At 73.0% G+C, this 23,819-nt stretch carries 12 protein-coding genes, 1 tRNA gene, 18 pseudogenes and 1 riboswitch; of the genes and pseudogenes, 16 read left to right on the top strand and 15 right to left on the bottom strand.

Annotated features, from left to right (window positions below; all coding sequences use genetic code 11):
• Window position 1: 1 nt before the first annotated feature.
• The 4 pseudogenes from UK94_RS38640 to UK94_RS38630 all read right to left on the bottom strand — a co-directional run.
• Window positions 2-478 (bottom strand): annotated as a pseudogene (locus UK94_RS38640) (serine/threonine protein phosphatase); the annotation flags it as partial.
• A 1-nt stretch (window position 479) separates the two neighbouring features.
• A pseudogene (locus UK94_RS38635) lies at window positions 480-703 on the bottom strand (serine/threonine protein phosphatase); the annotation flags it as partial.
• Window positions 704-964: 261 nt separating this feature from the next.
• Window positions 965-1,624: pseudogene (locus UK94_RS03440) on the bottom strand (hemerythrin domain-containing protein); the annotation flags it as partial.
• 1 nt (window position 1,625) lies between these two features.
• Window positions 1,626-1,765: pseudogene (locus tag UK94_RS38630) on the bottom strand (hemerythrin domain-containing protein); the annotation flags it as partial.
• A 203-nt stretch (window positions 1,766-1,968) separates the two neighbouring features.
• On the opposite strand from UK94_RS38630, the gene UK94_RS03435 reads away from it, so the two are divergent.
• Window positions 1,969-2,325: a hypothetical protein gene (locus UK94_RS03435; RefSeq protein ID WP_011601895.1), complete on the top strand. Its 357-nt coding sequence runs from the start codon at window positions 1,969-1,971 to the stop codon at window positions 2,323-2,325.
• A gap of 11 nt (window positions 2,326-2,336) precedes the next feature.
• Here the strand turns inward: UK94_RS03435 and UK94_RS38625 are convergent.
• Window positions 2,337-2,607 (bottom strand): annotated as a pseudogene (locus UK94_RS38625) (DUF4139 domain-containing protein); the annotation flags it as partial.
• A gap of 1 nt (window position 2,608) precedes the next feature.
• A partial coding sequence (locus UK94_RS03430) for a DUF4139 domain-containing protein (RefSeq protein WP_235486331.1) occupies window positions 2,609-4,184 on the bottom strand: 1,576 nt, incomplete at its 3' end.
• Between the two features lie 383 nt (window positions 4,185-4,567).
• Between UK94_RS03430 and UK94_RS75730 the strand changes: the two are divergent.
• The 4 genes and pseudogenes from UK94_RS75730 to UK94_RS38610 form a co-directional block, all read left to right on the top strand.
• Window positions 4,568-5,532, top strand: a pseudogene (locus tag UK94_RS75730) (CorA family divalent cation transporter); the annotation flags it as partial.
• 1 nt (window position 5,533) lies between these two features.
• A partial coding sequence (locus UK94_RS38615) for a CorA family divalent cation transporter (protein ID WP_313949444.1) occupies window positions 5,534-5,908 on the top strand: 375 nt, incomplete at its 5' end.
• Window positions 5,909-6,352: 444 nt separating this feature from the next.
• A pseudogene (locus tag UK94_RS03420) lies at window positions 6,353-6,642 on the top strand (hypothetical protein); the annotation flags it as partial.
• A 430-nt stretch (window positions 6,643-7,072) separates the two neighbouring features.
• Window positions 7,073-7,242, top strand: a riboswitch (cyclic di-AMP (ydaO/yuaA leader).
• Window positions 7,243-8,012: 770 nt separating this feature from the next.
• Window positions 8,013-8,357, top strand: coding sequence for an NlpC/P60 family protein (locus tag UK94_RS38610; RefSeq protein WP_313949448.1), 345 nt, complete (start codon window positions 8,013-8,015; stop codon window positions 8,355-8,357).
• Between the two features lie 971 nt (window positions 8,358-9,328).
• Here the strand turns inward: UK94_RS38610 and UK94_RS38600 are convergent.
• The 6 genes and pseudogenes from UK94_RS38600 to UK94_RS38575 all read right to left on the bottom strand — a co-directional run.
• A pseudogene (locus UK94_RS38600) lies at window positions 9,329-9,419 on the bottom strand (plasmid partitioning protein); the annotation flags it as partial.
• A gap of 1 nt (window position 9,420) precedes the next feature.
• Window positions 9,421-9,550, bottom strand: a pseudogene (locus UK94_RS38595) (plasmid partitioning protein); the annotation flags it as partial.
• 1 nt (window position 9,551) lies between these two features.
• Window positions 9,552-9,703: pseudogene (locus UK94_RS38590) on the bottom strand (plasmid partitioning protein); the annotation flags it as partial.
• Between the two features lie 291 nt (window positions 9,704-9,994).
• A complete protein-coding gene (locus UK94_RS03405; RefSeq protein ID WP_011601887.1) occupies window positions 9,995-10,798 on the bottom strand; it encodes a cobalamin biosynthesis protein CobB in 804 nt (267 codons plus the stop codon).
• Window positions 10,795-11,255, bottom strand: a pseudogene (locus tag UK94_RS38580) (DUF1727 domain-containing protein); the annotation flags it as partial. The pseudogene UK94_RS38580 and the gene UK94_RS03405, both read right to left, overlap by 4 nt.
• Window positions 11,256-11,286: 31 nt before the next feature.
• Window positions 11,287-12,045, bottom strand: a 759-nt coding sequence (locus UK94_RS38575; RefSeq protein ID WP_268761197.1) for a Mur ligase family protein, incomplete at its 3' end; no start/stop codon positions are given.
• Window positions 12,046-12,484: 439 nt separating this feature from the next.
• Here UK94_RS38575 and UK94_RS38570 point away from each other — a divergent pair.
• The 4 genes and pseudogenes from UK94_RS38570 to UK94_RS03385 form a co-directional block, all read left to right on the top strand.
• A pseudogene (locus UK94_RS38570) lies at window positions 12,485-12,584 on the top strand (tRNA adenosine deaminase); the annotation flags it as partial.
• 1 nt (window position 12,585) lies between these two features.
• Window positions 12,586-12,979, top strand: a 394-nt coding sequence (locus tag UK94_RS03395) for a tRNA adenosine deaminase-associated protein (RefSeq protein WP_235486330.1), incomplete at its 5' end; no start/stop codon positions are given.
• 88 nt (window positions 12,980-13,067) lie between these two features.
• Complete coding sequence (gene tadA / locus UK94_RS03390; protein ID WP_011601884.1) at window positions 13,068-13,559, top strand: tRNA adenosine(34) deaminase TadA; 492 nt, start codon at window positions 13,068-13,070, stop codon at window positions 13,557-13,559.
• A 228-nt stretch (window positions 13,560-13,787) separates the two neighbouring features.
• Window positions 13,788-13,874: transfer RNA gene (locus UK94_RS03385), tRNA-Ser, on the top strand.
• 110 nt (window positions 13,875-13,984) lie between these two features.
• Here the strand turns inward: UK94_RS03385 and UK94_RS03380 are convergent.
• Window positions 13,985-14,368, bottom strand: a complete 384-nt coding sequence (locus UK94_RS03380) for a hypothetical protein (protein ID WP_041938740.1) — start codon at window positions 14,366-14,368, stop codon at window positions 13,985-13,987.
• Window positions 14,369-14,761: 393 nt separating this feature from the next.
• On the opposite strand from UK94_RS03380, the pseudogene UK94_RS38565 reads away from it, so the two are divergent.
• The 3 genes and pseudogenes from UK94_RS38565 to UK94_RS03375 all read left to right on the top strand — a co-directional run.
• Window positions 14,762-14,893, top strand: a pseudogene (locus UK94_RS38565) (potassium transporter TrkA); the annotation flags it as partial.
• A 1-nt stretch (window position 14,894) separates the two neighbouring features.
• A pseudogene (locus UK94_RS38560) lies at window positions 14,895-14,979 on the top strand (potassium transporter TrkA); the annotation flags it as partial.
• A 1-nt stretch (window position 14,980) separates the two neighbouring features.
• On the top strand, window positions 14,981-15,403 hold a 423-nt coding region (locus UK94_RS03375; protein ID WP_235486329.1), incomplete at its 5' end, for a potassium transporter TrkA.
• A gap of 263 nt (window positions 15,404-15,666) precedes the next feature.
• Here UK94_RS03375 and UK94_RS03365 read toward each other — a convergent pair.
• Window positions 15,667-17,044 (bottom strand): annotated as a pseudogene (locus tag UK94_RS03365) (pyridoxal-dependent decarboxylase); the annotation flags it as partial.
• A gap of 1,082 nt (window positions 17,045-18,126) precedes the next feature.
• Between UK94_RS03365 and UK94_RS38555 the strand changes: the two are divergent.
• From UK94_RS38555 to UK94_RS03350, 4 genes and pseudogenes are all read left to right on the top strand, one after another.
• Window positions 18,127-20,094 (top strand): annotated as a pseudogene (locus tag UK94_RS38555) (toll/interleukin-1 receptor domain-containing protein); the annotation flags it as partial.
• Window positions 20,095-20,118: 24 nt separating this feature from the next.
• Complete coding sequence (locus tag UK94_RS38550) at window positions 20,119-21,195, top strand: hypothetical protein (protein WP_268761203.1); 1,077 nt, start codon at window positions 20,119-20,121, stop codon at window positions 21,193-21,195.
• A 184-nt stretch (window positions 21,196-21,379) separates the two neighbouring features.
• Window positions 21,380-21,452: pseudogene (locus UK94_RS38545) on the top strand (GNAT family N-acetyltransferase); the annotation flags it as partial.
• 20 nt (window positions 21,453-21,472) lie between these two features.
• Window positions 21,473-22,012 (top strand): GNAT family N-acetyltransferase (locus tag UK94_RS03350; protein WP_235486327.1); only part of this gene is annotated, 540 nt, incomplete at its 5' end.
• Window positions 22,013-22,040: 28 nt separating this feature from the next.
• Here the strand turns inward: UK94_RS03350 and UK94_RS03345 are convergent.
• A pseudogene (locus tag UK94_RS03345) lies at window positions 22,041-23,347 on the bottom strand (helix-turn-helix transcriptional regulator); the annotation flags it as partial.
• Between the last annotated feature and the right edge of the window lie 472 nt (window positions 23,348-23,819).

Raw genomic sequence — 23,819 nt, 5'->3', positions numbered from 1 at the left:
NGTCGGCCTCCGCCACCCCGGCCAGCACGAGGGTTCGCCAGGCGATACGCAGGCTGACCCCGAGGGCGGCCTCGTCGGGGCCGTGCCCGCAGACGTCGCCGAGCAGCACGTGGATCGTCCCGTCGGGGGTGGACACCATGTCGTAGAAGTCTCCGCCGAGCAGCGACTGCTGCCGACCGGGCCGGTAGCGGGCGGCGTGGAGCAGCTGGCGGTCGTCGTAGAGCGGACGGGGCAACAGGCCGCGTTCGAGCCGGGCCCGCTCGTCGGCACGCAGCTCCGACTCGCGCAGCGCCTGCGCCGCCGTGTCGGCCCGCTTGCGTTCGATCGCGTAGCGCACGGCGCGCACCAGGTCCCGCCCGTCGACCTGGCCCTTGACGAGGTAGTCCTGGGCGCCGGCGGCGACCGCCTGGGCGCCCCGGTACTCGTCGACCAGGCCGGTGAGCACGACGACCGGCGCGCCCGCCTCCACCGCCAGCAGNCGGCGCAGCGCCGAGAGGCCCTCACTGTCGGGCAACCCGAGGTCCAACAGCACGCAGGAGACCTGCTTGCTACGGCGGACCGCCTCGGCCACGGTGCGCACCCGGGTCAGCTCGACCGGCGCCGCAACCTCGTCGAGCAGCTCGGACACCAGATAGGCGTCCGCGTCATCGTCCTCGACGAGGAGTATCGGCCAGACCACATCCGCCGGTTCCGTTCCTGGCACCCGGACCGCGGTGCTCTCGGTTCCTGACACATCTCCTCGGCAGTGCACGACACGCGGGCCATTTAGGCCCATCCTGGACCCGAAGCATGGCATGCCCACGGGCAATCGCGCGCAGCGGAACGCCGATCGCGCTGTACGCCACGGCCGCCACCTGACCGAGGTTAGGGACATTTCACCATCGGGTCAGGCCGTGGCGCGCCGGATCGGCCGGGGATCCGGGGGCGACCACACCGGGCCCCGCGAGGGGTGAGCGTCGAGGACTCAGCGGCGCGGGCCGGTCCCACGGGCGGCAGAGCGCCCTGACCCGATCTCGGGCCCGGAGGCGATCTCGGCCTCCGGCTGGGCCCGGTCGGCCGGTGGGGCGGGCTGATCCGCCGCCGGCCACTCCGGGGCGGGCGAGGTGGGCCGCCCGAGCAGGTACCAGCCCCACAGCCCGGCAGGCGCGGGGGCCCGCACCGGGGCGCCGGCCACCTCGCGCGAATCCATCACGTCGAGCAGGTGATCGAAGCTGCCGAGCAGCCGGATCGCCAGGCTGCCACCGAAGATCCCGCCGTGGCCGAGATGCGGGTGGGGCCGGGTCGGGGCGTGGCGCATGGCGTCGGCGAAGCGGTCGACCAGGTGCTGGCGGTCCGCGTCGGAGAGCCGTTCGGTGAGCTCACGCAGCAACCCGTCCTCCGCCCTGGCATGCTCGGCGAGCAGTGCCGCGAGGTCTCGGCGCAGGCTGGCGACGCTGCCCGCCGGGCGGTTGAGGTCGCCCTGCACGTACTGCTCGATCCCGCGCATCACCGACGAGCACCGGCGAGCCAACCGGCCCAGCTCGGCGACCCGCGCGCGGCCACCCGGAACCCGGCGGGCCATCTCCGGGTAGACGACCGCCTCCATCGCACTGAGGTGGGCCGAGACGGCCGCCACCGCCGCGTCNCTGGCATGCAGCGCCTGGCGCGGATCGGTGGGCGTCGCGTCCGGGGCGCCGGTCGCGTCGCGGCCGTCGCGGGACAGCTCCAGGAGATGGACGGCATCCTCGTGCGCCGCGTCCACCAGGGTCGTCAACGTCTCAGCCATGATCACCTCACCCGTGATGGGTTGATACGTAGCGGAGAGTTATCAGCACTGTGNAGCTACGCCTTCGCGACCGGGGCCNCATCCCGATGGTCCTCACGCAACGGTACCGAGAGCATCACAAAAGGTGCCGGTCGCCCACACCGATGCCTACCGTAAGGAAGGATTCCACTACTATTGTGGGCATGGTTGGCAGTAATGTCCCCATGGCCCGGGACCAGGCGGTCTTCGCCGCTCGCTCACGCCTCGTCGACGTTCGGCGCCGGTTCCTCGGCCGGGACCTTCCGCCCCTGGGGACCCTGATCGTGCGCCACCAGGTGGCGGTCCCGGACGGGGCCGAATGGCCCTGGGCCCTGGTGTCAAGCTGGCAGCATGCGACCCTGCTGGGCGGGCGCAGCCTGAACGACGGCGCGCACCCGTCGGTCGCGCACATCCGGATGGGCCGGCCCCTGCGCATCCGCAGCGCCGACGTCGTCGACTGGGCGATCATCGACGCCCGCGGCGAGATCGTCGAGGGCGCGTGGACCCGCCGGCTGCGCGCCCCGGCGGACACGACCGCCTGAGCGGCGTCGGCTCAGTCGCGCCAGCCGGTCAGCTCCATCCCGCGGGGATGCTCCAGCCGGAACGAGAACTCCACCCGCCCGGTGGCACCCGGACCGAGGGCAAGCGTCCAGGACAGCAGGCCGACGTCGGTCCGTTCGTCCGGTTCGGGCCGTGCCTGGAAGTCCCGGACGGCGACACTCTCGTGCCGGGAGACCGGGATCTGGTCGCGCACCACCGCCCGGACCGGCCGGGGGGTGTGGTTGGTCACCTCGATGCGGTAGCCGGCCTCGATCCGCCGGTTGNCACCGACCACGCGGCGTCCCGTGGCCCGGTGGACCAGCTCACGCTCGACCCGCACCCGGTCGTCGACGCCGAGATGCAGCTCGACCTCGGCCCCCGATGGCACCGTGCCGATGGTGCCGCTGCCGGCGAAGTCCGTGCCGTGGAAGATCGAGACCTTGCCGGGCAGCAGGGTGTGCGGCGAGGTGTTGGTGATGGTGGCCCGCAGGTAGGCGTCGGGCGAGATCCTCGGGACGGTCAGATGATCGAGGGAGGCGCCGAACTCGATCACCGCGACGGTGAGGCGGTGCCGGCCGCCGTCGGCCGGGATCGCGACCCGCCGGGGCGGCCGGTAGGTCGCCGACCCGGCGAAGTCGATCTCCGGCTCGTCGGCCACCGCCGGCCTCAGGACCTTCGTCTGCTTCGCCTTCGACCGGCCTCGGGACTGGCCCGGGGGCGTCCCGCCGGCGGCAGGCACCGCGGCCGTCCGAGCCACGGCCGGCGGCGGGAGTGGGGACGGTTGGCTCAGGTCCACGAACTGGGGCGTGAGCTCGGGCAGGTCCGCGTGCGCGGCCGGGCGGGCCGTGGAGAGCACGAGATCGGCCGTGGCCGGCCAGTCCTCGCCGCTGCGCTGGGCAATCAGCGCGAACCAGGTCAGTGTGACCCGCTCCCCGTCCAGGCGAGCGTCATAGCCGGCCCGCCAGCCCGCGGTCGAGACCAGGTAGGACACCTCCAGCTCGACCTCGGCCCCCTCCTCGGCGGACTGCCGGCCGGCTTCCACGCCAGCGTCGGGCTCGACGTCCGCACCCACATCCGCGTCGGTGATCGCGTCGGCGTCGGCACGGGCGTCGAGGTCGGCAGGGGCGTCGGCGTCGGCAGGGGCGTCGCGGTCGGCAGGCGCGTCGAGGTCGGCAGGGGCGTCGGCGTCGGCAGGCGCGTCGAGGTCGGCAGGCGCGTCGAGGTCGGCAGGCGCGTCGAGGTCGAGGTCGACGACGACGGTGCGGGTGTCCGGGACGCGGGGGGCGTGGCGGGCCTCGATCGTCCGGTCGAGCGCCGCGATCCGCCGTTCGAGGTCGTCGCGGCGCCCGGCGAGGGCGCGGCGGCGGGCGTGGACCTCGCCGATCCGGGTGGCGAGCAGATCCTCGGCGGCGGCCAACCCCTCGGCGGCGCCGGGGGTCGACGCCCAGGACCGCGCCAGGGCGGCGGCTCCGGTGCGCGCGGCGACGTCGAGGAAGCCCCGCCGCGCCTGCTCGGCGTCGTCCTCGTCGGCGATGGCGGTCAGCTCCGCGGCCAGCGCGAGCCGGCGCGCGGCGAGATCCGCGCCGGCGGTGTCGGCGGGCTCCGGGTGCGTCCGGGCGACCACGTCCACCCCGAGCACCCGGCCCGGGCCCCGGCCACCGACGCGGACCGAGTCGGGCGCGAGCTCCCAGGGCAGGCCGTCCAGCTCGACCCGGAGACCCGTCCCCACGGACCCGTAGCCCGCGGAAACGGGCAGCCGAACCCGGCCCCGCCGGGTGATCCGGGCGCCCCGGGGATGGATGACCACGGCGGCGATCGGCGCGTCGAGTCGCACGAGCTGCGGCAGATCCTCGGTCACCATGGCCGATCAGCCTAAACGAGTAGGTCATCACTACTCGAGGCCACATGTGTGCATCTCCGAGTAGCGACGGTCCTGCCTCCCGACCCTCGCTCGAACCTCGGACCACACACGAACCATCCCCCTGCCAGCGATGCCGACCCGCGTCCGGGGCGATCGAGCCGCGTCCGGGGCGAGCCGCGGATCACGTCGTGGNGGCCGGGCCCGACTTGTCACCATGGAGGGGACCCCGCGGCGAACGAGGGCACGCGGAAGCGAGGGCGTTCCGCGGAAGCTGTGCCACTTGGGAAGCTTGGCCGCTTGGGAAGCTGGGCACCTCGGCAACTCGGGAACCTGGGCGACTGGCAACGTGGGCGGCGGGCAACGTGGGCGACGGGAAAGAGGCGATGGTGCGAGACGACGCGGCAGGCGCGGAGCCGGGGCACACGGGGCCGGGGCGCGCGGAACCGGGGCGCGCGGAACCGGGGCGCGCGGAACCGGGGCGCGCGGAACCGGGGCGCGCGGAACCGGGGCGCGCGGAACCGGGGCACACGGAACCGGACGGTCGCTCGGGCGTGCCCGGCCAGGCGGGCGGCGAGCATCCGGTGCTCGACGCCCTGGAGGACGCCCTGGGGCAGGCCTCGGCGAACGCGCACCGGCTCGCCGGCGCGCTGAGCCGGCCGGTGTCGCTGGTCCGGGTTGGCCGCAAGCGCCGCCGGGCGCGGCGGGTCGAGCTGCCGGCGACGCCCGACGGCCGGGTGATGGCGTGCGGGGTCTACAGCCATGGGCGGTGCGTGACGATGGAGGTCGATCACTCCGACGCGCTGCGGGTGGCGCGGACGGAACGCGACGGTTTCGCCTGGCTGGGCCTGTTCGAGCCCAGCTACGACCAGCTCGCCGCCGTGGCGCAGGAGTACGGCCTGGACAAGCTTGCTGTTGAGGACGCGGTCACCGGCGGCCAGCGGCCCAAGCTCGAGCAGTACGAGAACCACCTGTTCGTGGTCCTCAAGACCGCCAGCTACGTGGCACACACCGAGGTGACGGGTACCTCCGAGGTGGTCACCACCGGCGAGATCATGATTTTCCTCGGCGAGGACTTCGTGGTGACGGTGCGGCACGGCCAGCACGGGGAGATGACCCGGCTGCGGCGCCGGCTCGAGGCCACGCCGGAGATGCTCCGGCACGGGCCGACCTCGGTGCTGCACGCCATCTGCGACAGCGTCGTCGACAACTACGTCGACACCGTGGAGAAGATCCAGGTCGACGTCGACCAGATCGAGGCCGGCGTGTTCCGGCGCGACCAGACCCCGTCCACGGAAAGCGCCTACCAGATGAAGCGCGAGCTGCTGGAGCTCAAGCACGCCGTCCAGCCNCTGGCCGGCCCGCTGCGCACGCTCACGGCGGAGGGCCCGCGGCTGGTCGACGCGGCGATGCGGCGGTACTTCCGGGACGTCGCCGACCATCTCGAGCAGGTCAGCGAGCGCATCGAACACTTCGACGAGCTGCTGTCGTCGGTGCTGCAGGCCACCCTGACCCAGGTGACGATCGCCCAGAACGAGGACATGCGGCGGATCAGCGCCTGGGTCGCGATCGCCGCCGTTCCCACGGCACTGGCCGGAATCTACGGAATGAACTTCGAGCACATGCCCGAACTGCGCCAGACCTGGGGTTACCCAACGGTTCTCGCCGTGATGGCGACGGCCTGCCTGTTTCTGTACCGGGCGTTCAAACGCAACGGCTGGCTCTGACGCCGCCGACGGCCGCCGCGTTTCCCCCGCCACCAGCCCTGCCGCTACTCAACGTCACAGAAGTTGCGGGGTCGGCCGGCGCCCGGCCGGCCGTCGCGCCCTGGCCGTCAGGACGACCCGAACGGGGCGGCCGGCCACTCCTACCCCGACGACGCCGATCCGTTGGGCGACAGGGGGCCCCGAATCGGGCGAAAGAGTCCACAAACAACACAGGGCGTGCTATGCACTCGAAAACCTGGCAAGGGTAGCCGGTCCATAGCTCATTTTCGCTATCAGTTGACTGCCGTGACGTATCCGTACGATGGGTTACACCCGGNCCTCCCCGTCGGTTACCGTTACCAACCGTGTCGGAGCAACCGGGTCTCGTGCCCACCGCTCGGAGCGGTTCCCCGATCCCCCACCCGTCAGGGGAGTACATGCCCTCGTCTGACCCCCAGCGGCGANAGACCGCCATCCTGCCCGAGCGGGGCGACCTGATCGCCGAGCTCGCCGGGCGACTCGAAGCCCTCGACGCGCTGCTGAACCGGCTCGAGGACGCCGAGCGCCAGGCCGCCGACGCCAGCGAGCACCTCATCCGGACCCGGCGCTGGCAGGAGGACACCGTTCGCACGATCCAGGAGGAGCGGGCCCGCATGCGCCAGCGCCAGCACGCCCTGGACGAGCTCGCCGACCATGCCCGCGCCGCCGTGGCCGCCCTGGCCCACCACCGTTCCCTGCCCCGCGAGGTGCACGAGNTCGCCGTCGAACTCCAGGTGCTCGACGCGGCCGGATTCCTGACCCGGCGCGGCCGGGCCCGATGAGCCCGCGGCCGACCGGGGATACCGGTACCCCCGCCCGCTCGACTACCTGACGTGAGTACGTGGTGCTCGACCGAAGTGACCGGGGTGGGCCCGGGCCTTTGTCGGCGTCGCACGAGCCGTCCGTACCGACCCTCTCGACGAGGGCGGAACCCCAGGCCATACCCGGTTTCCCTGGCCGATCGGGCGGCCGTGGCGGNCGCCGGCACGGGCCGGACCGAGCGTCCCGTCCAGGGGCACTTCGGTGCACACTCGCTGTAGTTGGGAAGGACTAGTGTTTACCCACCCCGTCAAAGTGGACTAGTCTCACGCCGACGTCACGACAACACCGGGCCGAACGCCGAATCCTGCCCCCGGCCACGGTGTCCCCTCCGAGTCGTCATCTGGGGCAGGAGCGGGGGACCCACCTCCATCGGCCGGCACCGACCCGCGGTGCTGGTCTCGGGGTCAAGTCCGATGTGCGTGAAGGCCACGCCTCGGACCGGGNAGCCCAGCCCGAACCCGACAGCTCACTTCGCAGGCGTACGGGAAGGAATACACCGTTGTCCGCGCAAAGCGTGCAGCTCGACGAAGATTCGCGCGTCGCCGGTCGCGGCCGTCACCGCGCCCAGACCGTGCCGCCGGTCGCCCGTAGCCGGGCCCGTGCTCGTGCCTTCGCCGCGATGACCACCGGGACTGTCGCTGTCTCCGGAGTGGCCCTGGCCGGCTGCGCCACCGACGTCCACGCCGACACGGCGTTGGAAGAGTCGCCGAACACCGCCCCGATCACCCTCGCCGCGCAGATCGGCTCGCGTGCCGCCCTGGGTGGCAGCATCGCCGCGGCGGCGGTCAGCGAGCACAGCTCCTCGGGACTCACTCTCGGTGCGGCGAACGGGCTCGACGCCCCGCCCCTGGCCGGCAAGGTCCAGGTCGGCCTGCGGGTGACGAACCCCGACGTGACCGTGAACGCGGACGAGCCGGTCGACATCGGCTTCTCGCTGTACAACGAGGCCACCCACGAGCCGCTGGCGAACCAGCTCGTCAAGGTGCAGGTGAAGCTCCCCACCGGGTGGGCCACCTTCAAGCACCTCCAGACGAACGCGCAGGGCTACGCGTCCTACACGGCGCGGGTGCTCACCACGACGAACGTCACGGCGATCTTCGATGGCACCGACGCCCTGCAGTCCGCCCACTCGGTCAACGACGCGACCCTGAACGTGCGCCCGCAGCGGGCCCCGCTCGCCGGTGTCTCGGCCCGCCTGGGCAGCCTCTCCGGCGGCGTCTCCGTCGGTTCCCCCCAGGTGTCCGTGCCGGTGCCGTNCANCTCGATCGGCGCGAAGGCCGTCTACCTGGCCTCCCTGCAGGCGGGCAAGCCGTACGTCTACGGCGCCGACGGCCCGAGCTCGTTCGACTGCTCCGGGCTCGTCCAGTACGTCTTCAAGCAGCTCGGCAAGAGCCTGCCGCGGACCACGGACGCCCAGTTTGCCGCCACCACCCGGGTGTCGCAGTACAACAAGCAGCCCGGCGACCTGATCTTCCTCGGCTCGCCCGGAGACATCTACCACGTCGGCATCTACGCCGGCGACGGCAAGATGTGGGTCGCCCCGCACACGGGCAGCGTCGTGAAGCTCCAGTCGATCTACACCACCTCCTACTACGTCGGACGCGTCTAAGAGCGTTCACGCCAGCGCACGGTGCCCTGCGGTGCGGCNCCGGCCCTGCGGTGGTCACCTCGTCCGGCTGGAAGTGCGACGAAGCCCGTCCAGCCCCGAGCCGATCGCGACGCGGCCTCCCCCTCCGGTCGCGCGTGCGGTCAGATCGCCGGTCAGGCCTCGGTTCACCGCGCGTCCGTACACCGTCGTGCCCGCCCCGCCGGGCCTGCTCCCCCCGGCAGGCGGAAGGTGCGCATCGCCGAACCGTCCGGGTCATCATCGCGGCTGCCCCGGACGCTGTTCCACGACGCGGCCGACGCCGAGACTCCGTTGACGCCGAGACACCACCGACGCCGAGACACCGCCGGACCACCTGCACCCGGTCCGCGCGCCCGCCGAAGCCGGGCGGCGTCGTAGTCCTGGCCGAGCCGGGACCAGCTCCAGTACGCGGGCCCTGCCATCGCCCGCGGCACCACGACCCGACCTCGCTTCCGTGCCAGCCGGGCAACGCCTCCTTCCGGCCGGACGGACGTCAGATCTCCCCCCCATCTGACGTCCGTCCGGCCGGAAGGCCCCCGACCCCGCCGGCCTTCCCTCGGATTCCCCCCCCATCCGCAGCGGGAGGCCGGCGGGCCCTCGGGTTCCATCCGGCCACTGAGGTCCGCCGATGCCGCTACCCCCCTCCCGGCGGCATCGGCGGACCTTCGCTTCCACCCAGCCGTCGCGGGCGCGTACGCGGCACCTGGAGGCCGTGGAGGGCCGCCATCGGGCGCCTCTGCGGACGGCCTCTCGCTCAGACGGGCCGGCCTCGGCCGGCAGACGGTCAGCGGCCCCGGGCCCAGGGCCCGGTATCAGGTTCTCGGACTCGGACTGAGGCTCGGGGCTCAGGCTCCCAGGTGGTGCTTGGCGGAGGCCGTCCACAGCGTCTCGCTGACCTTCTTGTTCCACTTGGTCTCGGCAACCCTCGCCTCCGGTGCCCGACCCGGGCAGGNGGACTGCGGCTCCTGCGTGAACTGCCCCACCACACCGACGGCCGCAAAGATCGGTTTGGCGCCGCCGCAGACGACGGTCAGCGCGAGCCGANCGCCCTCGCCGACGCCCCACACGTAGATCCGGTTCGGGTCGACCTTGGTCTTCTTCGCGGAGACGTAGCTGACCACGTCGCGCAGGTACTTCGCGTCGGCGCCGTCCGGGGAGTCGATCCGCCAGGTGCCNCCGACCGCCTCGGGATAGGCGACCGCGAAGTTGCGGGCGTTCGCCACCGAGCCGGCGGCGCTGTCATGGTCGAGGGTCTTGGCGTCGACGTTGTCGTCGTGCAGGATCAGCACCAGCGGGATCGGATCCTTCGGGTCCGACGGGGCGTGCACGAGCAGTTCCCGGTCGGCCGAGNCGTAGTCCTTGGGCATGCTGACGCGCTTGGTCTTCGGGCCGTTGCCGCGCTCGATGAAGACCCACAGCACGACGATGACGGCCCCGACGATGAGTANGGTTCGCTTGTTCTTGCCCCACCAGCCGGCAAGGGGATTCGACGCCACGATCCAACCGAACCACACCGGTAGCCGGGAAACGCCGGAAACGGGCGACCAGATGACGCTCGGACCTACTCCTTCGTCCGAGGCGGCCGCGGGACCGAGCGGGTCGTGGGGCCGCCGCCGGGGTCAGGAGGTGGCGAGCGCGCGGCGGCGGGCCTCGCGCAACACCTGTGCCTCCCGAGGGGCGTCCAGCGGCGGGAGCTCGCCGTGGATCCAGGTCAGCAGGAGGTCGGCGAGCGCCGGGTTCTGCGCCAGGACCGGCCCATGCAGGTAGGTGCCGACGACCCGCCCGTCGACGATGCCGTCGGTGCCTCCGCCGTCGCCACTCGTGCCACCGCCACCACCCGTGCCGCCACCACCGTCGGTGCCGCCGTCGCCGTCGCCGATTCCGCGGCGCACCACGCCGAGCGGGAAGCCGCCGGCCCCCGGCAGCCGCCGGGTACGCCCGGCGTGGTTCTCGTACCCGTACAGGGTGGGCAGGCCGAGACGCGGATCCGGCTCGACGACGATGTCCCCGACGGCCCGTCCGGGCGGCGGCGTCCCGGGGGGCGCGAACGAACGGCGGGTCTCGATGTCGACGAGGTTGAGCCCCTCGTGGATCTCCCCGCCCGACGGGAACGTCGCGCCGATCACCTGGTAGCCGGCGCAGACCGCGAGCACGGCCGCCCCCGATCCCACCGCGCGCACGATCGCCCGGTTCTGCCGGATGCCGTCGGCGGCGAGGACCTGCGGCGCGTCCTCGCCCCCACCGAGCAGGTAGATGTCGCAGCTGTCCGGCACCGGCGAGCCGGCGGGGACGTTGACCACCTCGACCGGCAGGCCCCGCCAGCGCAGCCGCTGCTCGAGGACGATCGCGTTGCCGCCGTCCCCGTAGGTGCCGAGCAGCTCGGGGTAGATCAGCGCGATCCGGGTCGCGGACGTGCGCCTCATCGGGAACTCCGGACCAGCAGGTCCCGGAACGCCGTGTAGTTGGCGACCACGTCGACCACCTTCTCGTTGGCCGCCAGCGCCGCGTCCTCGGCGCTGGCGTGCACGCTGTGCGGCACCTCCGCGTAGGCCAGCCGCACGCTCATGTCCTCCTTGCGCCCGCCGGCGACGAGCACCTGCCGGCCGGCGAGGCGCTCGAAGGGGACGTCCCAGATCCAGGACGGATCCCGCCCGTCGGCGGTCTGCGAGTTGAAGTCGATGACGACGGGCCGGGGCGGCGCGTCGGCGAGCAGCTCCATCATCTCCACCCAGCCGGCGGGGTTCTTCGCCAGCAGCAGCCGGCCGCGGCGGCCCTGCTCGCCGAGGACGACCTCCTGGTAGCGGCCCTGCACGTCGCCGAGGCCGGCCATGGCGCCCAGCGCCGCCTCGACCTCGACGCCGAGCTCACGGGCCGCGGCGGNGGCCATCGCCGCGTTGCCGAGGTTGACCCNGCCGGGCAGGTCGAGGTGAGCCGAGATGGTGCGGCCGTACCAGAGCAGCTCCCGGGGCCCGGTGACCGCGACGATCGGTTCGGGCCGGGCCAGCCCGCACTCGGACCACCAGCCGGCCTCGTTGCGGTGCAGCAGCCGGGCGCACTGGGGGCAGACCATCGCGTCGGCGGTCCAGTTCTGCCCGGCCGACACCCACACCTGCCGCCGCCAGCCGGCCGCCGCCCAGGCGACCAGCGGGTCGTCGACGTTCGCGACCACCGTGGCGTCCGGCAGCTCGGCGCCGAGCTCCCGCCACATCGACGCGATGCGCCGGGTCTCGTTGGACCGGTCGAGCTGGTCGCGGCTGATGTTGAGCAGCAGCACGACCCGCGGCAGGATCTCCCTGGCCACCTTCGGCAGCCAGATCTCGTCGACCTCCAGGGCGGCGGCGGCGTCGAACGGGGGACGCGAGAGCGCGGCGAGGACGCCGGGCGCCATGTTCGCCCCGCCGCTGTTCGACTTCACCGGCCCGCCGGTGCCCAGCGCGCGGGCGAGCAGCCGGGTGGTGGTCGTCTTGCCGTTGGTGCCCGACACGCACGCGGTGCGGCGGTGGGAGCCGACCTCGGCCAGCGCCCCCGGGGAGACCCGCAGGGCCAGCTTGCCGCCGATCATCTCGCCCGACCCGCGGCCAAGCCGGCGCGACGCCTCGGCCGCCAGGCGTTCGACGGCGAGCGCGGCCTGGGTCCGGGCGGTGAACCTGCGCGGGAATGATGTCGTCATCGCGCTTTCTACAGTGCCACGAGGGTGCCGGGAGACGAAGACCACCCCCGCTTCCGTTCGGTTACGTCCCGATCGGCGCCGATGCCGCCGGCGGCGGGCCCCCGTCGCCCCCCTCGTGGCCGTGTCTGCCGGCTGGGTGCCATTGCCGCAGGTCAAACGGCCCGCCCGACCGGCCGGCACGGACGGAACTTTGGTGTTACCTCCCGGTGTGCGAACGGGTGCCAACCGGACCACCATGGGGGAATCAACCCGGCGTCGCGGTAGAACTCACCCGACGGGGTGAACCGGAATACCCAAGACCGGCCCTCAGGACGAGAATCACAGGCGGAGCACGGCCGGCCACGGATCNGGCCGAGGCCGCGCGGGGCCCGGGACCCCGGCCGGGTAGCGGCTGGCCGCCAGGCACCACGCGGTTGCAGAAGGGACGTGAGGGCGCACAGTGACGACGAAGGCAATCGCGATCGCGCGGGACCACGGCCGCTGGTCGGTGCACGAACTCGACCCGGTGGGCGCCGAGGACCTCGACGCCCTCACCGACANGATGCGCGACTTCGGTGACGACACCATCGTGGCCTTCCTGGAGGAGGACGACGAGTACCTGGCGATCGTCCGGGTCGGCGCCGACGAACCGGACCCCAAGGTCTTCCTCTCCGACCGCCGGGTCCTGATCACCTCCGAGCTCGCCGAGCGCCTGTTCGCCGACGCCCTGCCGTCGATGGCGGGCCTGGCCACGGAGGACGACGAGGACGACGACACCTCCGTGCTGACCCAGGCGTCCCCGGTCGGCGACCTCGACCTGCTCGTCGACCTCGGCACCTCCGAGGAGGCGCTGCTGGAGCTGATCGGCGAGGAGGGCATGCTGCCCGCAGACCTGATCAGCGCCCTGAGCGAGCGCGCCGGCGCCGGCGAGATCCTCGACGACGTCCGTGGCTGACCCCGCCCCACCGGGCGGGTCCGACCACAGCACAACCACCGGACGCGGCGCAGCAAAGTCCTACGGCACAGCGGGCGCCCACGGCTTGGTGAGCGGGCGCGGCCCGGCCGGCGGGTCCGATCACGAGGCGGCGATGGGCCTCGCGCTGGCCCAGGCGCGGCTGGCGCCGGAGCACGGCGACGTCCCGGTCGGCGCGGTCGTGGTGGGCCCGGAGGGCACGGTGCTCGGGGCGGGCCGCAACACCCGCGAGCGCGACGGCGACCCGACCGCCCACGCCGAGGTGCTCGCGCTGCGGGCGGCGGCGGCCCGGGTCGGCTCCTGGCGGCTGTCCGGCGCCACCCTCGTGGTCACCCTGGAGCCGTGCACGATGTGCGCGGGCGCGTTGGTGCTCGCGCGGGTGGACCGACTCGTCTACGGCGCCGTCGACGACAAGGCCGGCGCGGTCGGTTCGCTGTGGGACGTCGTGCGCGACCGCCGCCTCAACCACCGCCCCGAGGTCATCTCCGGCGTCCGCGCCGCCGAGTGCGCCACCCTGCTCGCCGACTTCTTCACCGCCCGCCGCCGCCCACCCACCGGCTGACTCCCCGCCAGCACCGATCTTCCACGCGATCTGGCCCCTCCCCTGCTTGTCCAGAGGCCTCCGTGCCCGAAAAATCCCTCTGGATAAGCGGGGCGGGGCGACCATGATCGCCGTGGCGCGGTTCCGCGGAACCGCACGCCGACGCCCGGCCGGCGGCGACGAGCTCCTGGGACCGGCCTGACGACCCCCGCGAACCGGACCGTCGAGACGTCCGGTAAGCTCGCCTACGGTGGAGTCGCCTAGTGGCCGAGGGCGCACGCCTCGAAAGCGTGTGAGGGGGCAACCCCTCCGTGGGTTCAAATCCCACCTCCACCGCCCCTGCACCAGGCCGCACGCCGGGCCCGACGCTCACCACGTCGGCCCGACGAGTTCCTCGGCAAGCTCCAGCAGAAGCGTGGTGCCGCCCGATCTCGGCCGGACTCCGCCTATCGGACGGTGCGACGCGGACGGACGACCACGACCCGGTTGCCCTGGTCGTCGGTCGTCTCCACCACCTCGAACTCCGCATCCTGCGCCGCCGGCCCGCGGGCCTGGGCCACCCACGAGCGGACCAGCTCGAACAGCGCGCTGCTGGCGAGGTTCACCGCGACCGGTAGCACCAGGACCTCCAGCACGCCCGGCAGCATGACCCGCCCCCGGACGGCCTCCACGGCCACCGCACCGTCCCCGAGCGCCGCCCCGTCCGGGAGCCCCGCACCGTCTCCGAGCGCCGCACCGTCCGCGGCCGGAGGAGCCGACGTCCACACCCTCACCAGATCGGCCGGGCTCGCGCCGACGTTCGGATCCACCACCAGCAACACCCGCGCCATCAACGCCCCCGTCCTCCGGCACGACATCGACCCCTACCGGCCGACACCGCGGATCTTACCGACCGCACCCGACCGGCCACACCCAATGCCCTCGAAACCGGTGCGACGCCCCGAGTGGAATGCGGGCCATGTCCCGGAGGTGTCGTCCCGCTCCCTCGCGGCGCCCTGAACGCGCGGCGCGCGGCCCGTTCCCTTTTCGCCCACCCGACTCGGGCGACCCGGACCGCAGCGGGCGACGTCAACTTGNAGCCGCTGCGCAGCGTGAAATAGTCAGCGCGGACAGTAATTCACTTACTGACCATGACGCCGGCGCAATGGGGCGACGGACGTCATCGATTACACGCACGACTATCTATCCATCAGTTGCACGACCGGTGAGTCGGAGGCAATGGCATGGCGAGGATCGTCATTTTTGGTGCCGGTGGTCAGATCGGGCGCCGCATCACCGACGAAGCAATTCGACGGGGACACGAGGTCACCGCGGTCGAGGTTGACGCGGCCCGCGTGAAGAAGCTTCCGCGCAAGNCCAACGCGGTGGAGGGCGACGTCACGTCGCGCGACTCCGTGCAGCGCCTGGCGCAGGAGGCGGACGCCGTCGTCGTGGCGGTGGGNGGTGTCGACCGTCCGGTGCACGCGAACGCCGCGCGTACCCTCGTCGACGTCCTGCCCCGCATCGGCGACCAGGCCCCGGCCGTCCTGCACGTCTCCAGCGGCGGGACCCTGGAGGACGACAACGGCCAGCGGCTCGTGGACAGCCCGGACTTCCCCGCCGCGGAGCGCAAGGACGCGCTCGACCAGGTCGACGCGCTCGACGTGTACCGGGGTGCGCGCAACGTGCGCTGGGCGGCCATCGCCCCGCCGCCGCGCAACATGGGCCAGGGACAGCGTCGGGGCGCCTACCGCACCGGCAACGACCGGCCCGTGGTGGACGCCCAGGGCGAGATCGGCATCTCCCACGAGGACTTCGCGATCGCCGTCGTCGACGAGGTCGAGAAGCCGCGTAACCGCAACCGTCGTTTCACGGTGGGCAACTGACGTTGCCACCTGAACGATAACCCGGGCGAAGCCAGGGTTAGGGCGTGGCATCGGCGGGCTTACCGCCGCCGACGCCGGACCGCCGACGATGCCGGGCGGTGAAGGCGACGGCCGCCCGCCGGTCGCCGCGCCGGGGCGGCGCGGGTCGAAAGGACTCGCGCCGCCCGACTTTCTCGAAGAAGCGCGGGCACCAGGGGATCTGGAGAGCACGGGGCACGGGGCACGGGCCGCGGTTTACGGCGCCGAACACCGCGAGCACGAGATCAGACCATCGTGTTGAGAATGGCTTCGATGTCGGCCGGGGTGGTGCGCGGGTTGACGACGGCGAAACGGGCGACGGTCTCCCCGTCATGCCGGGTGGGTGGCACGAAGGCGAATCCCTCGCGAAGCAGGTTCTCGCTCCACCGGTGATAGTCGGCGTCCTGCCAGCCGAGCCGGCGGAACACGACCACGGAAAGCTCTGCCGGGCGGACGAGTTCCAGCTCGGGCCGCGCCGCGATCTGCGCCGCCGCCGCCCGCGTCGTCGCCAGCGTGGTCTCGATCGCCTCGGCGTAGGCCCGGGTGCCGTGCGCCGCCAGGGAGAACCACAACGGCAGGCCGCGGGCCCGCCGGGACAGCCCGATGGCGTAGTCGGACGGATTCCAGTTGACGGCCGAGTCGAGCACGTCGAGATAGCCGGCCCGCTGCGGACCGTGTGCCGCCCGGGCCAGCGCGGGATCGCGATAGATCAGCGCGCAGGCGTCGAACGGGGCGAACAGCCACTTGTGCGGGTCGACGATGAACGAGTCGACGTCGGCGATCCCGTCGAACAGGGGCCGGGCCGAGGGCGCGGCGAGCGCCGCCAGGCCGTAGGCGCCGTCGGCGTGCACCCACAGGCCGCGGTCACGGCAGACGTCGACCACGCCCCGCAGGTCGTCGACGATGCCGAACTGGGTCGTCCCCGCGGTCGCCACGACGGCGAAGACCCCGTCGTGCACGGGCCCGTCGCTCGGCGTGGCCGAGTCGCGGTGTCCGACGAGGTCGCCTCGGCCGGCGAGGTCGCTACGGCCGGCGAGGTCGTCGAGCGCGGCGGCGAGCAGCGGACCGGTGAGCCGGCCCTCCTCCCCCGTCGGCACGGCCACGATGTCCGCGTCGAGCACCATCGCCGCCTGGTAGAGCGACGAGTGGGCCTCCGCCCCGCAGACGAACCGCCAGCGCGCCGGCATCGGCCGGCCCTCGGCGGCCAGCCTCGCCCGGGCGGCCTGGCGGGCGGCGACGAGCGCGGACAGGTTGCCGACCGTGCCACCGGGCACGAACACGCCCCCAGCCGTGGCGGGCAGGCCGGCGAGGTCGGCCAGCCAACGCAGCGTCTCGTTCTCGGCGTGGACCGCGCCCGCACCCTCCATCCAGCTTCCGGCATAGATGGACGACGCGCCGACCACCACGTCGAACAGCACCGACAGCCGGGTCGGGGCGGCGGGGATGAAGGCGAGGTTGCGCGGATGGTCCGCCGAGATGCAGGCGCGCGAGAGCACCTCGTCGAACGTCGCCAGGGCTCGGAGACCGCCGATCCCGTCCTCCGTGATCGTCCGGCCGGCCCTGGCGGACAGCTCCGCCGGCGTCGCCGGACCGTCCAGGGGAACCGGATCGAATCCAAGGCGGNCCCCGGTGAAGTCGAAGATCGCCCGCAGGAGATCGGCCGTCTCGGCGTCAAACTGATGCACGTACGGACCGTCCCACGCCACGTTGNTCGACAGACGACCGCCGAAACGGCGATCCGATCACAGCCGAACCCGGCGGGACCGATTGCCGAGCCTCCTCGAGGGGCGCGGTGGATTCCCGCCGATCAGCGCCGACGCGGCGCGGACCTATGCGTCCTGCTTGCCACGCTGCCGGCGGAACAGGAAGCCGCCACCCACGAGCGCAACCAGCAGAACAATTGCTCCGACACGCTTCACAACAAACCTCCACGATGAGGACTCACGTCAACACGACGACAAAACCGGCAACATCCACGACGGCGGACCGTCGCCGGTGAGAAGCCTGGCCGATCGACCCTGACCGAGCCGGCCGACGCATGCTCCTACCGTCGGAAACCGAGCATGCCATGAACGGCGCCCGAGTGTGCAGCCGGACCGCCGGAATATCGGCCGCGTCCCCCGTGCGGGGCAGGGACAGGTGCCGTATGGCGGGGCAATCTTCGTACGAAGCGCCGCCGCGACGGCGATTTCACGGCGACCGCGGACGGGGGTGGGTGTCAGGTGGCCCGAGCCATGCCCGGGTGCGGCGGCGTCGTGAGATCAGGTGACGGCCACCGCCACGCGGCCGCCGGCGCACCACACGCCGCATCCGCAGGCGCACCACACGCCGCATCCGGTGGCGCGCGCGGCGCGTGGAGCGGCGCAGCGGGGTGACCCGCCGCGACCGTGTCCCGGCTGGCCGCGGCCGGCGTCGCGTTCGCGCGGTTCGGCGAGATCGAGCAGGACGAGCAGGGCGTCTCCGACGGCGCCGGGCGGCGACCGGATCGCCTGGTTCACTTTATTTCCCCGCGCTCCACCATCTGTTCATCCGCGCTTAAGCGGATACCCCGACGGCGGCCGATCGATTGCGGGATTTCCCCGGCGCGACCGGTCCAGGGGCCGGCCGCGGCAATCCCGTATTTGTACCGGCGACGCGGTACTCCGGGGCGGTAGTATCGACGACCTACCGCGTCTGCACGGCAATGTGNGCGGCGATTACTGGGGATGACAGTGGCACGCGTCTTCGTCAGCCACGCCAGCTCGGACGTGGAGTTGGCCGACCGGATCTACCGCACGCTGGCCGATCTCGGCCATCGGGCATTCCTGGCCCGCGACATCCGGACGGGAATCCGGCCGGGTGAGGTCTGGAAGGAGCGCCTGCACCAGGAGCTGCGGGCCGCGGACGCCGTCATCTGTGTCGTGACCGAGGCCTACAACACCTCCCCCTGGTGCGCCTACGAAATCGGCATCGCCCACGAGGTCGGGAGCCTGCTGCTGCCGCTGCGGGCGCAGGCGGGGGTGGCCTCGCCGCTGCTCGACGACCGCCAGCACGTCGCCGTCGTCGACAACGGCGGCTGGATCGGCGATCTGGACGGCCCGCTGCGGCGGGTGGACGCCGCCGGCGGCCTGGGCTGGGCGTGGGATCGCTCGCCGTTCCCGGGGCTGCGGCCGTTCACCCGGGACATGGCCCGCGTCTTCTACGGGCGTGCCGACGAGCTGCGTCGGCTCGCCCACCGGCTGCGCGCGCTGAGCGACCGGCGGCTGCTGCTCGTCGTCGGCGGGTCCGGGTGCGGCAAGTCGTCGCTGGTCACGGCGGGGTTGACGGCGCGGCTGGGGGCCGAGCCCGGCTGGGAGATCGCCGATCCGTTCCTGCCGGGCCGCGACCCGACCCGCAAGCTGGCGCTGGCGTTGGCGCAGACGGCGATCCGCGTCGGGCTGCGCTGGGAGCCGGGCGAGATCCACCAGCGGCTGGTCGCCGACGACCGCGCCCTCGTCGGGCTCGCCGAGGAACTGCTGAGCGCGGGCTACGGCCAGCCCCGGGACCGGCTGCTGCTCGTCGTCGACCAGGGCGAGGAGCTGTTCACCCGCGCCGACGCCGCCGAGCGGGCCCGGTTCGCCGGAGTTCTCTCCCGCGGGCTCGACGGCCCCATCCGCGTCGTCATCGCGGTCCGGTCGGAGTTCCAGGACCAGTTGTTCGCCCTGCCCGAGCTGCACGGCGCCCACCTGCACACCTTTCCGCTGCGGCCGCTGGCGCGCGACATGCTCAGCGTCGTGATCACCGAGCCGGCCCGGGTCGCCGGGCTGTCGGTGGAGCCGGAGCTGGTCAGCCAGATGGTCGCCGACACCGACGGCGGCGAGGCGCTGCCGTTGCTGGCCTTCACCCTGCACGAGCTGGCCCGCAACCAGACCCGCGGCGGGCGGCTGTCCGCACAGCGCTACGAGGAGCTCGGCGGGGTGCGCGGCGCGCTGGCGCGCCGGGCGGACGCCGTGCTCGACGAGGCGGTGGCCGCCGCCCGCCTGCCCCGAGCGGAGATCCTCGCCGGTATGGCGGAGCTTGCCACCCTGGACGAGGGGGGCCGGCGTACCCGGCGCCGCATCGAGGTGGCGGAACTGCCGTCGGAGGCCATGCGCACCGCGTTCGGCGTCTTCGTGGAACAGCGGCTGCTGTCGACGGCCAGCGACAGCCTCGGCGGTGCCGGGGTCGGCGTCGTCCACGAGGCGCTGCTGTCCGTCTGGCCGCCGCTGGACGCCGCGATCCGCGAGCGGGAGGCCGCGCTGCTCAGCGAGGGGCAGGTCGAGCGGGCCGCCGCGGCCTGGGCACACGGCGGCCCGCTGTGGGACGTCGACCGGCTCACCGCCGCCACGACCATCCTGTGGGGGTCCTACGACCGTTTCCGCGCGGGCGGGCGGGCGGTCGTGAACCTCAACAACGCCGGGCAGCGGTTCCTCGCCGAGTGCCACTGCCGCGTCGAGGCGGCGCGTCACCGGGAGCGCCGGCGCCGGCGCCGGACGATCGCGGTGCTGGCCGCCCTGCTCGCGGTGACGCTCGCCGGCGCCGCGACCGCCGGCTGGCAGGGCGTCTCCGCCCGGCAGGCACAACACTCCGCCGAGCGTGCCCAGCGGGCGGTGATCGCCCAGGCCCTGCTGACCAGGGCGGATGACGTGAGCGCGACGGACCGGATCCGCGCGCTGNGGCTGTCACTCGCCGCCTGGGCGGTGCATCCGGACGCCGCCAGCCAGGAGCGCCTCCAGACCCTCGCCAGCAGCCGGACGGCGCTGGCCAACGGCAGCCCCGTCACCGCCGTGGCGTTCTCCCGCGACGGAAAGCTGCTGGCCACCGGCGGTGCAGACGCATCAGTGCTGCTGTGGTCGGTCGCGGCCGGCCCGGACCAGCCGCGGCGCGTCGGGCTGCCGCTGACGGGCCTGCGCAGTCAGGTGACCGCGGTGACGTTCTCGGCGGACGGGCGGCAGCTGGTCGCGACCGGCTTCGACCGCACCCGGATGGCCTGGGACATCGGCGACTCGGCGCGGCCACGGCCGGTCGACCCGGTAGCCCCCGCCCTCGGACCGGTCGACACCTGCGTCGACCGATCCCCCGCCGCCCCCGTCGAGGCGGTCGGCGAGGAGCTCGGCGGGGTCAGCCTGTGGTCCGCCGGCGGCGGGGCCGGCAACCGCCGCCTCCTGGGCTGGCTGCCCGCCGGCCCCGGGGAGGCGCGGGCAGTCAGGTTCTCCCCCGACGGCAGCATTCTCGCCGTCGGCTCTGGGCGCGGGGTACGCCTGTGGGACGCCCGCACCGCCGCCCGGCTTCCCCCCGCCACCGCGGACGCCGCGGACCTCATCGGTCGCCCGGCCCTCGACGCCTGCGCGAGCGAGACGGAGAAGGACGAGGTCCGCCGGGACCGGGAAGGACGGGAGAGTCGAGAGGGTCGGAGCGGACCAGCCGGCGACGGTGCGGACACCTCCGCCCGCGACGCCCGCGACGCCCGCGACGCCCAGGACAGCCGCAACGCCCGGGACAGCCTCGACCCGCCGGCGCCCAGCCTGCGCCCCATCGGGCAGCCGCTGACGGGCCACACCCATGCGGTGTTCTCGCTCGCCTTCTCCCAGGACGGCAGCGTGCTGGCCTCGGGGGGCAACGACGGCATGCTCCGGCTGTGGCGGGTGTCCACCGTGAACGCGTCCCGGCGGCAGGTGGTCGCCGCCGCCTGCGCCGAGGCCGGGGGCGGGCTGGACGCCTCGTCGTGGCAGTTCTACCTGCCCGGCGTCCCCTACCGCCCCACCTGCGAGCGATGACCCGACGATGCGCGGTCCGGCGCGCCGGCGCCGAACCCGATCGGCCTCGGGGCCGGGACCTCCCCGTTTCCACCGCCCGTCGCTACCAAGCCAGCCCATACCGGACAAAATCAGCGACAGGCCGCGCTGAATCGGTCGCTCCGGGTGCTTCCCGACCGGTGCCCGTCAGCGGACCATCATTTCCATGACGTTGACTTACGGCCTGCCCACCCGAATCGAGATCCCGACCGTCATCACCTCCCGGTTGATCCTGCGCGNCTGGCGTCCCGAGGATCTNCACCCGTACGCCGCGATGAACGCCGACCCGGAGACGATGCGTTATCTCGACGGCCCGTTCGGGTTGGCCGGCACGGAACGTCTCGTCACTCATCTCCTCGGCATGTGGATGATCCACGGTCACGGCATGTGGGCGGTTGAGGAACGGGGCAGCGGGGAGTTCCTCGGCCGAGCCGGGGTGTATTTCGCGGACGGTTGGCCGGGGATCGAGGTCGCCGTGTCCATCCGGCGGGACCACTGGGGTCAGGGGCTCGGCACGGAGGCGGTCCGGGCCTCACTGGAATTCGGCTTCGAACGGCTCACAGTGGACGAGCTGATCACTTCGACGCATCGGGACAACGCCGGCATGAACGCGATCGCCCACCGGCTCGGCATGACCTTCCGCGGGATCGCCGACGTCGGCCCGTGGCTGGCCAGCAACGTCTACGTGATGAGCCGCCAGCAGTGGTACGCCCGGACCGCGACCGCCGACCGCGCCTTACCCAGGGAGCGGGACAGCCCCGCCGCCCGCAGCTCGGACAGCGCCCGGCCGGTCGGCTAGCCGGGCGAGCTCCAGCGGGACGCCGAGCTCACCACCCGATCGTCGCCACCGACCCGGCCGACCCGATCGACGTGAGGGTCGCGATCAGGTCCCGCAGCTCGCGCACGGCGGACTGGCCGCGGTGCCGCTCGGGCACGCGCCGTAGCCCGTCAGCAGCCCAGCGCAGCACGAGCGGGCTGCGCCAGTGCTCGGCGATGCCGGTCAGTTCCCTGATGATCTGCTCGCAGCCGGTGTCGACCTGCTGGCCGAGAATCAGCGCTCCGGCCTGGTTGATCCGGGTGAGCACCGGGTCGCGTGGCTCACCCGGGGGGAACAGGCGCACCGCGCGGTCGAAGTGCGGCAGGCTGCGGCGCCAGTCGCCGGCGGCGAGCAGCGCGTCGGCTATGTAGAGGTGGAGCTGCTGCTCGCTCATCGCCAGCACGCTGCTGCTGGTGGACTCCGGGTCGAGTCGGTCGAACAGGTCCAGTGCCTGCCGGGCTCGCCGCAGCACCTCGGGCAGCTTCTTCTGCACGCCCAAAGCCCGGGCCTGCATCGTCACGGCGATCAGCTTTCCGGCGCTCGGTGAGCGCCCGGCCAGTGCCTCCGCCCGCGCGGCGATCGTGAGCACGAGCTGGGCGGATGCGCCGTTCTCCAGCTCGGCCTTGGCCCGTTTCGCCACCACCCAGGCGAGCAGCTCGGCGGCGCCATGCTCGCTCGCGTTGCGGTACGCCGTCTCGAACCAGCCGCGCATCTCGACCCGGTGACCCAGGTCGGAGAACGACAGGGCGGTGATGCCGGCCACCTTCGCGGCGACGCCGCGCAGCCTGCGCTGCTGGTAAAGCGGCTGGCGCCGGCCCAGCAGCCGGCCGACCTCGGCCAGGTCGACGGACAGGTCACCGATCATCCCGATCACCGGCTGCGTGCGGTACCGGAAGCCCTGGTCCCGCACCACCTCGTCGAGACGGTCGACCTGCTCGGCCGGCACCTCGACCCACAGCGACCGATCCAGGACGTCCCGAAGCTCCCCCGCACGCGCCAGCACGGCCGCGGCCGGTGGCGGCGCGGTGGGCCCCGCGGGGTGCCCGGATCGGACCTGAACCGGCACGATCGAGTCTGTCCAGCCCGTCTCGGCCAAGACGGGGGCGACGTCCTGGGCGGACCCGTCCAGCCCGAATCCGAGCCGGTCCGGGCGCGTGCGCAGCACGGCGCAGAGCGCGTCGAGATACCGGGGCGACGGCCGCTCGCCGCGTTCCCACCTCGATATCCGTTGATGCCCAAGCGGCGGATCGCCGCGCCCTGCCTCGGTCTCGTACTGGCGGATCCGTCGGACGAGTTCCTCCTGCGTCCAGCCATATGNCAGCCGGTAGGCCCGCAACCGGCNCACGCCGCAATGACGATGCACAGCGTCCGCCGTCTCCGGCACGCCTATACCCGCCTTCGCCAGCCGCGACCGGATGTCCCGCCCGCACCTGGCCGGATGCTGTCTGGCCACGGTCACCCCCCGCATGTCCGCCGGACGCGCTCGCCTCACATCGCGCACGGACTGGGCAGATCATAGAGCGGCCGGCGGCCGCCCGGAATCAGNCCGCCAGCAGATTGCGCGCCGCTCGCGCAAAAAATAGGTCGCGCATCGTCCTGCGCGCACACAGGCGCACAACGCGCATTCCGCCGATCTCTCCCGGTGCTACCAATCGAAGGGTCAACAAAGGAATCGTCTATTCCCNCCGGAGGCGCCATGACCAGGCCATCGTTCACAAGAGTCGAGCGGATGCGGAACACGGGCGGCCGGCCGCCCCGGGCAGGACGGGTGCATCGCCTCATCCGGATG

Source organism: Frankia sp. AvcI1 (assembly GCF_001420875.1).
Classification (GTDB): domain Bacteria; phylum Actinomycetota; class Actinomycetes; order Frankiales; family Frankiaceae; genus Frankia; species Frankia alni.
Note: the sequence above shows the minus strand (reverse complement) of the source record. Positions and strands in the feature narration are given on the sequence as shown.

Coding starts and splice junctions, on each gene's coding strand:
- UK94_RS03435 (WP_011601895.1), top strand. CDS start 1,969: ATGGCCCGGGACCAGGCGGTCTTCGCCGCTCGCTCACGCCTCGTCGAC.
- UK94_RS03405 (WP_011601887.1), bottom strand. CDS start 10,798: ATGAGGCGCACGTCCGCGACCCGGATCGCGCTGATCTACCCCGAGCTG.
- UK94_RS03380 (WP_041938740.1), bottom strand. CDS start 14,368: ATGGCGCGGGTGTTGCTGGTGGTGGATCCGAACGTCGGCGCGAGCCCG.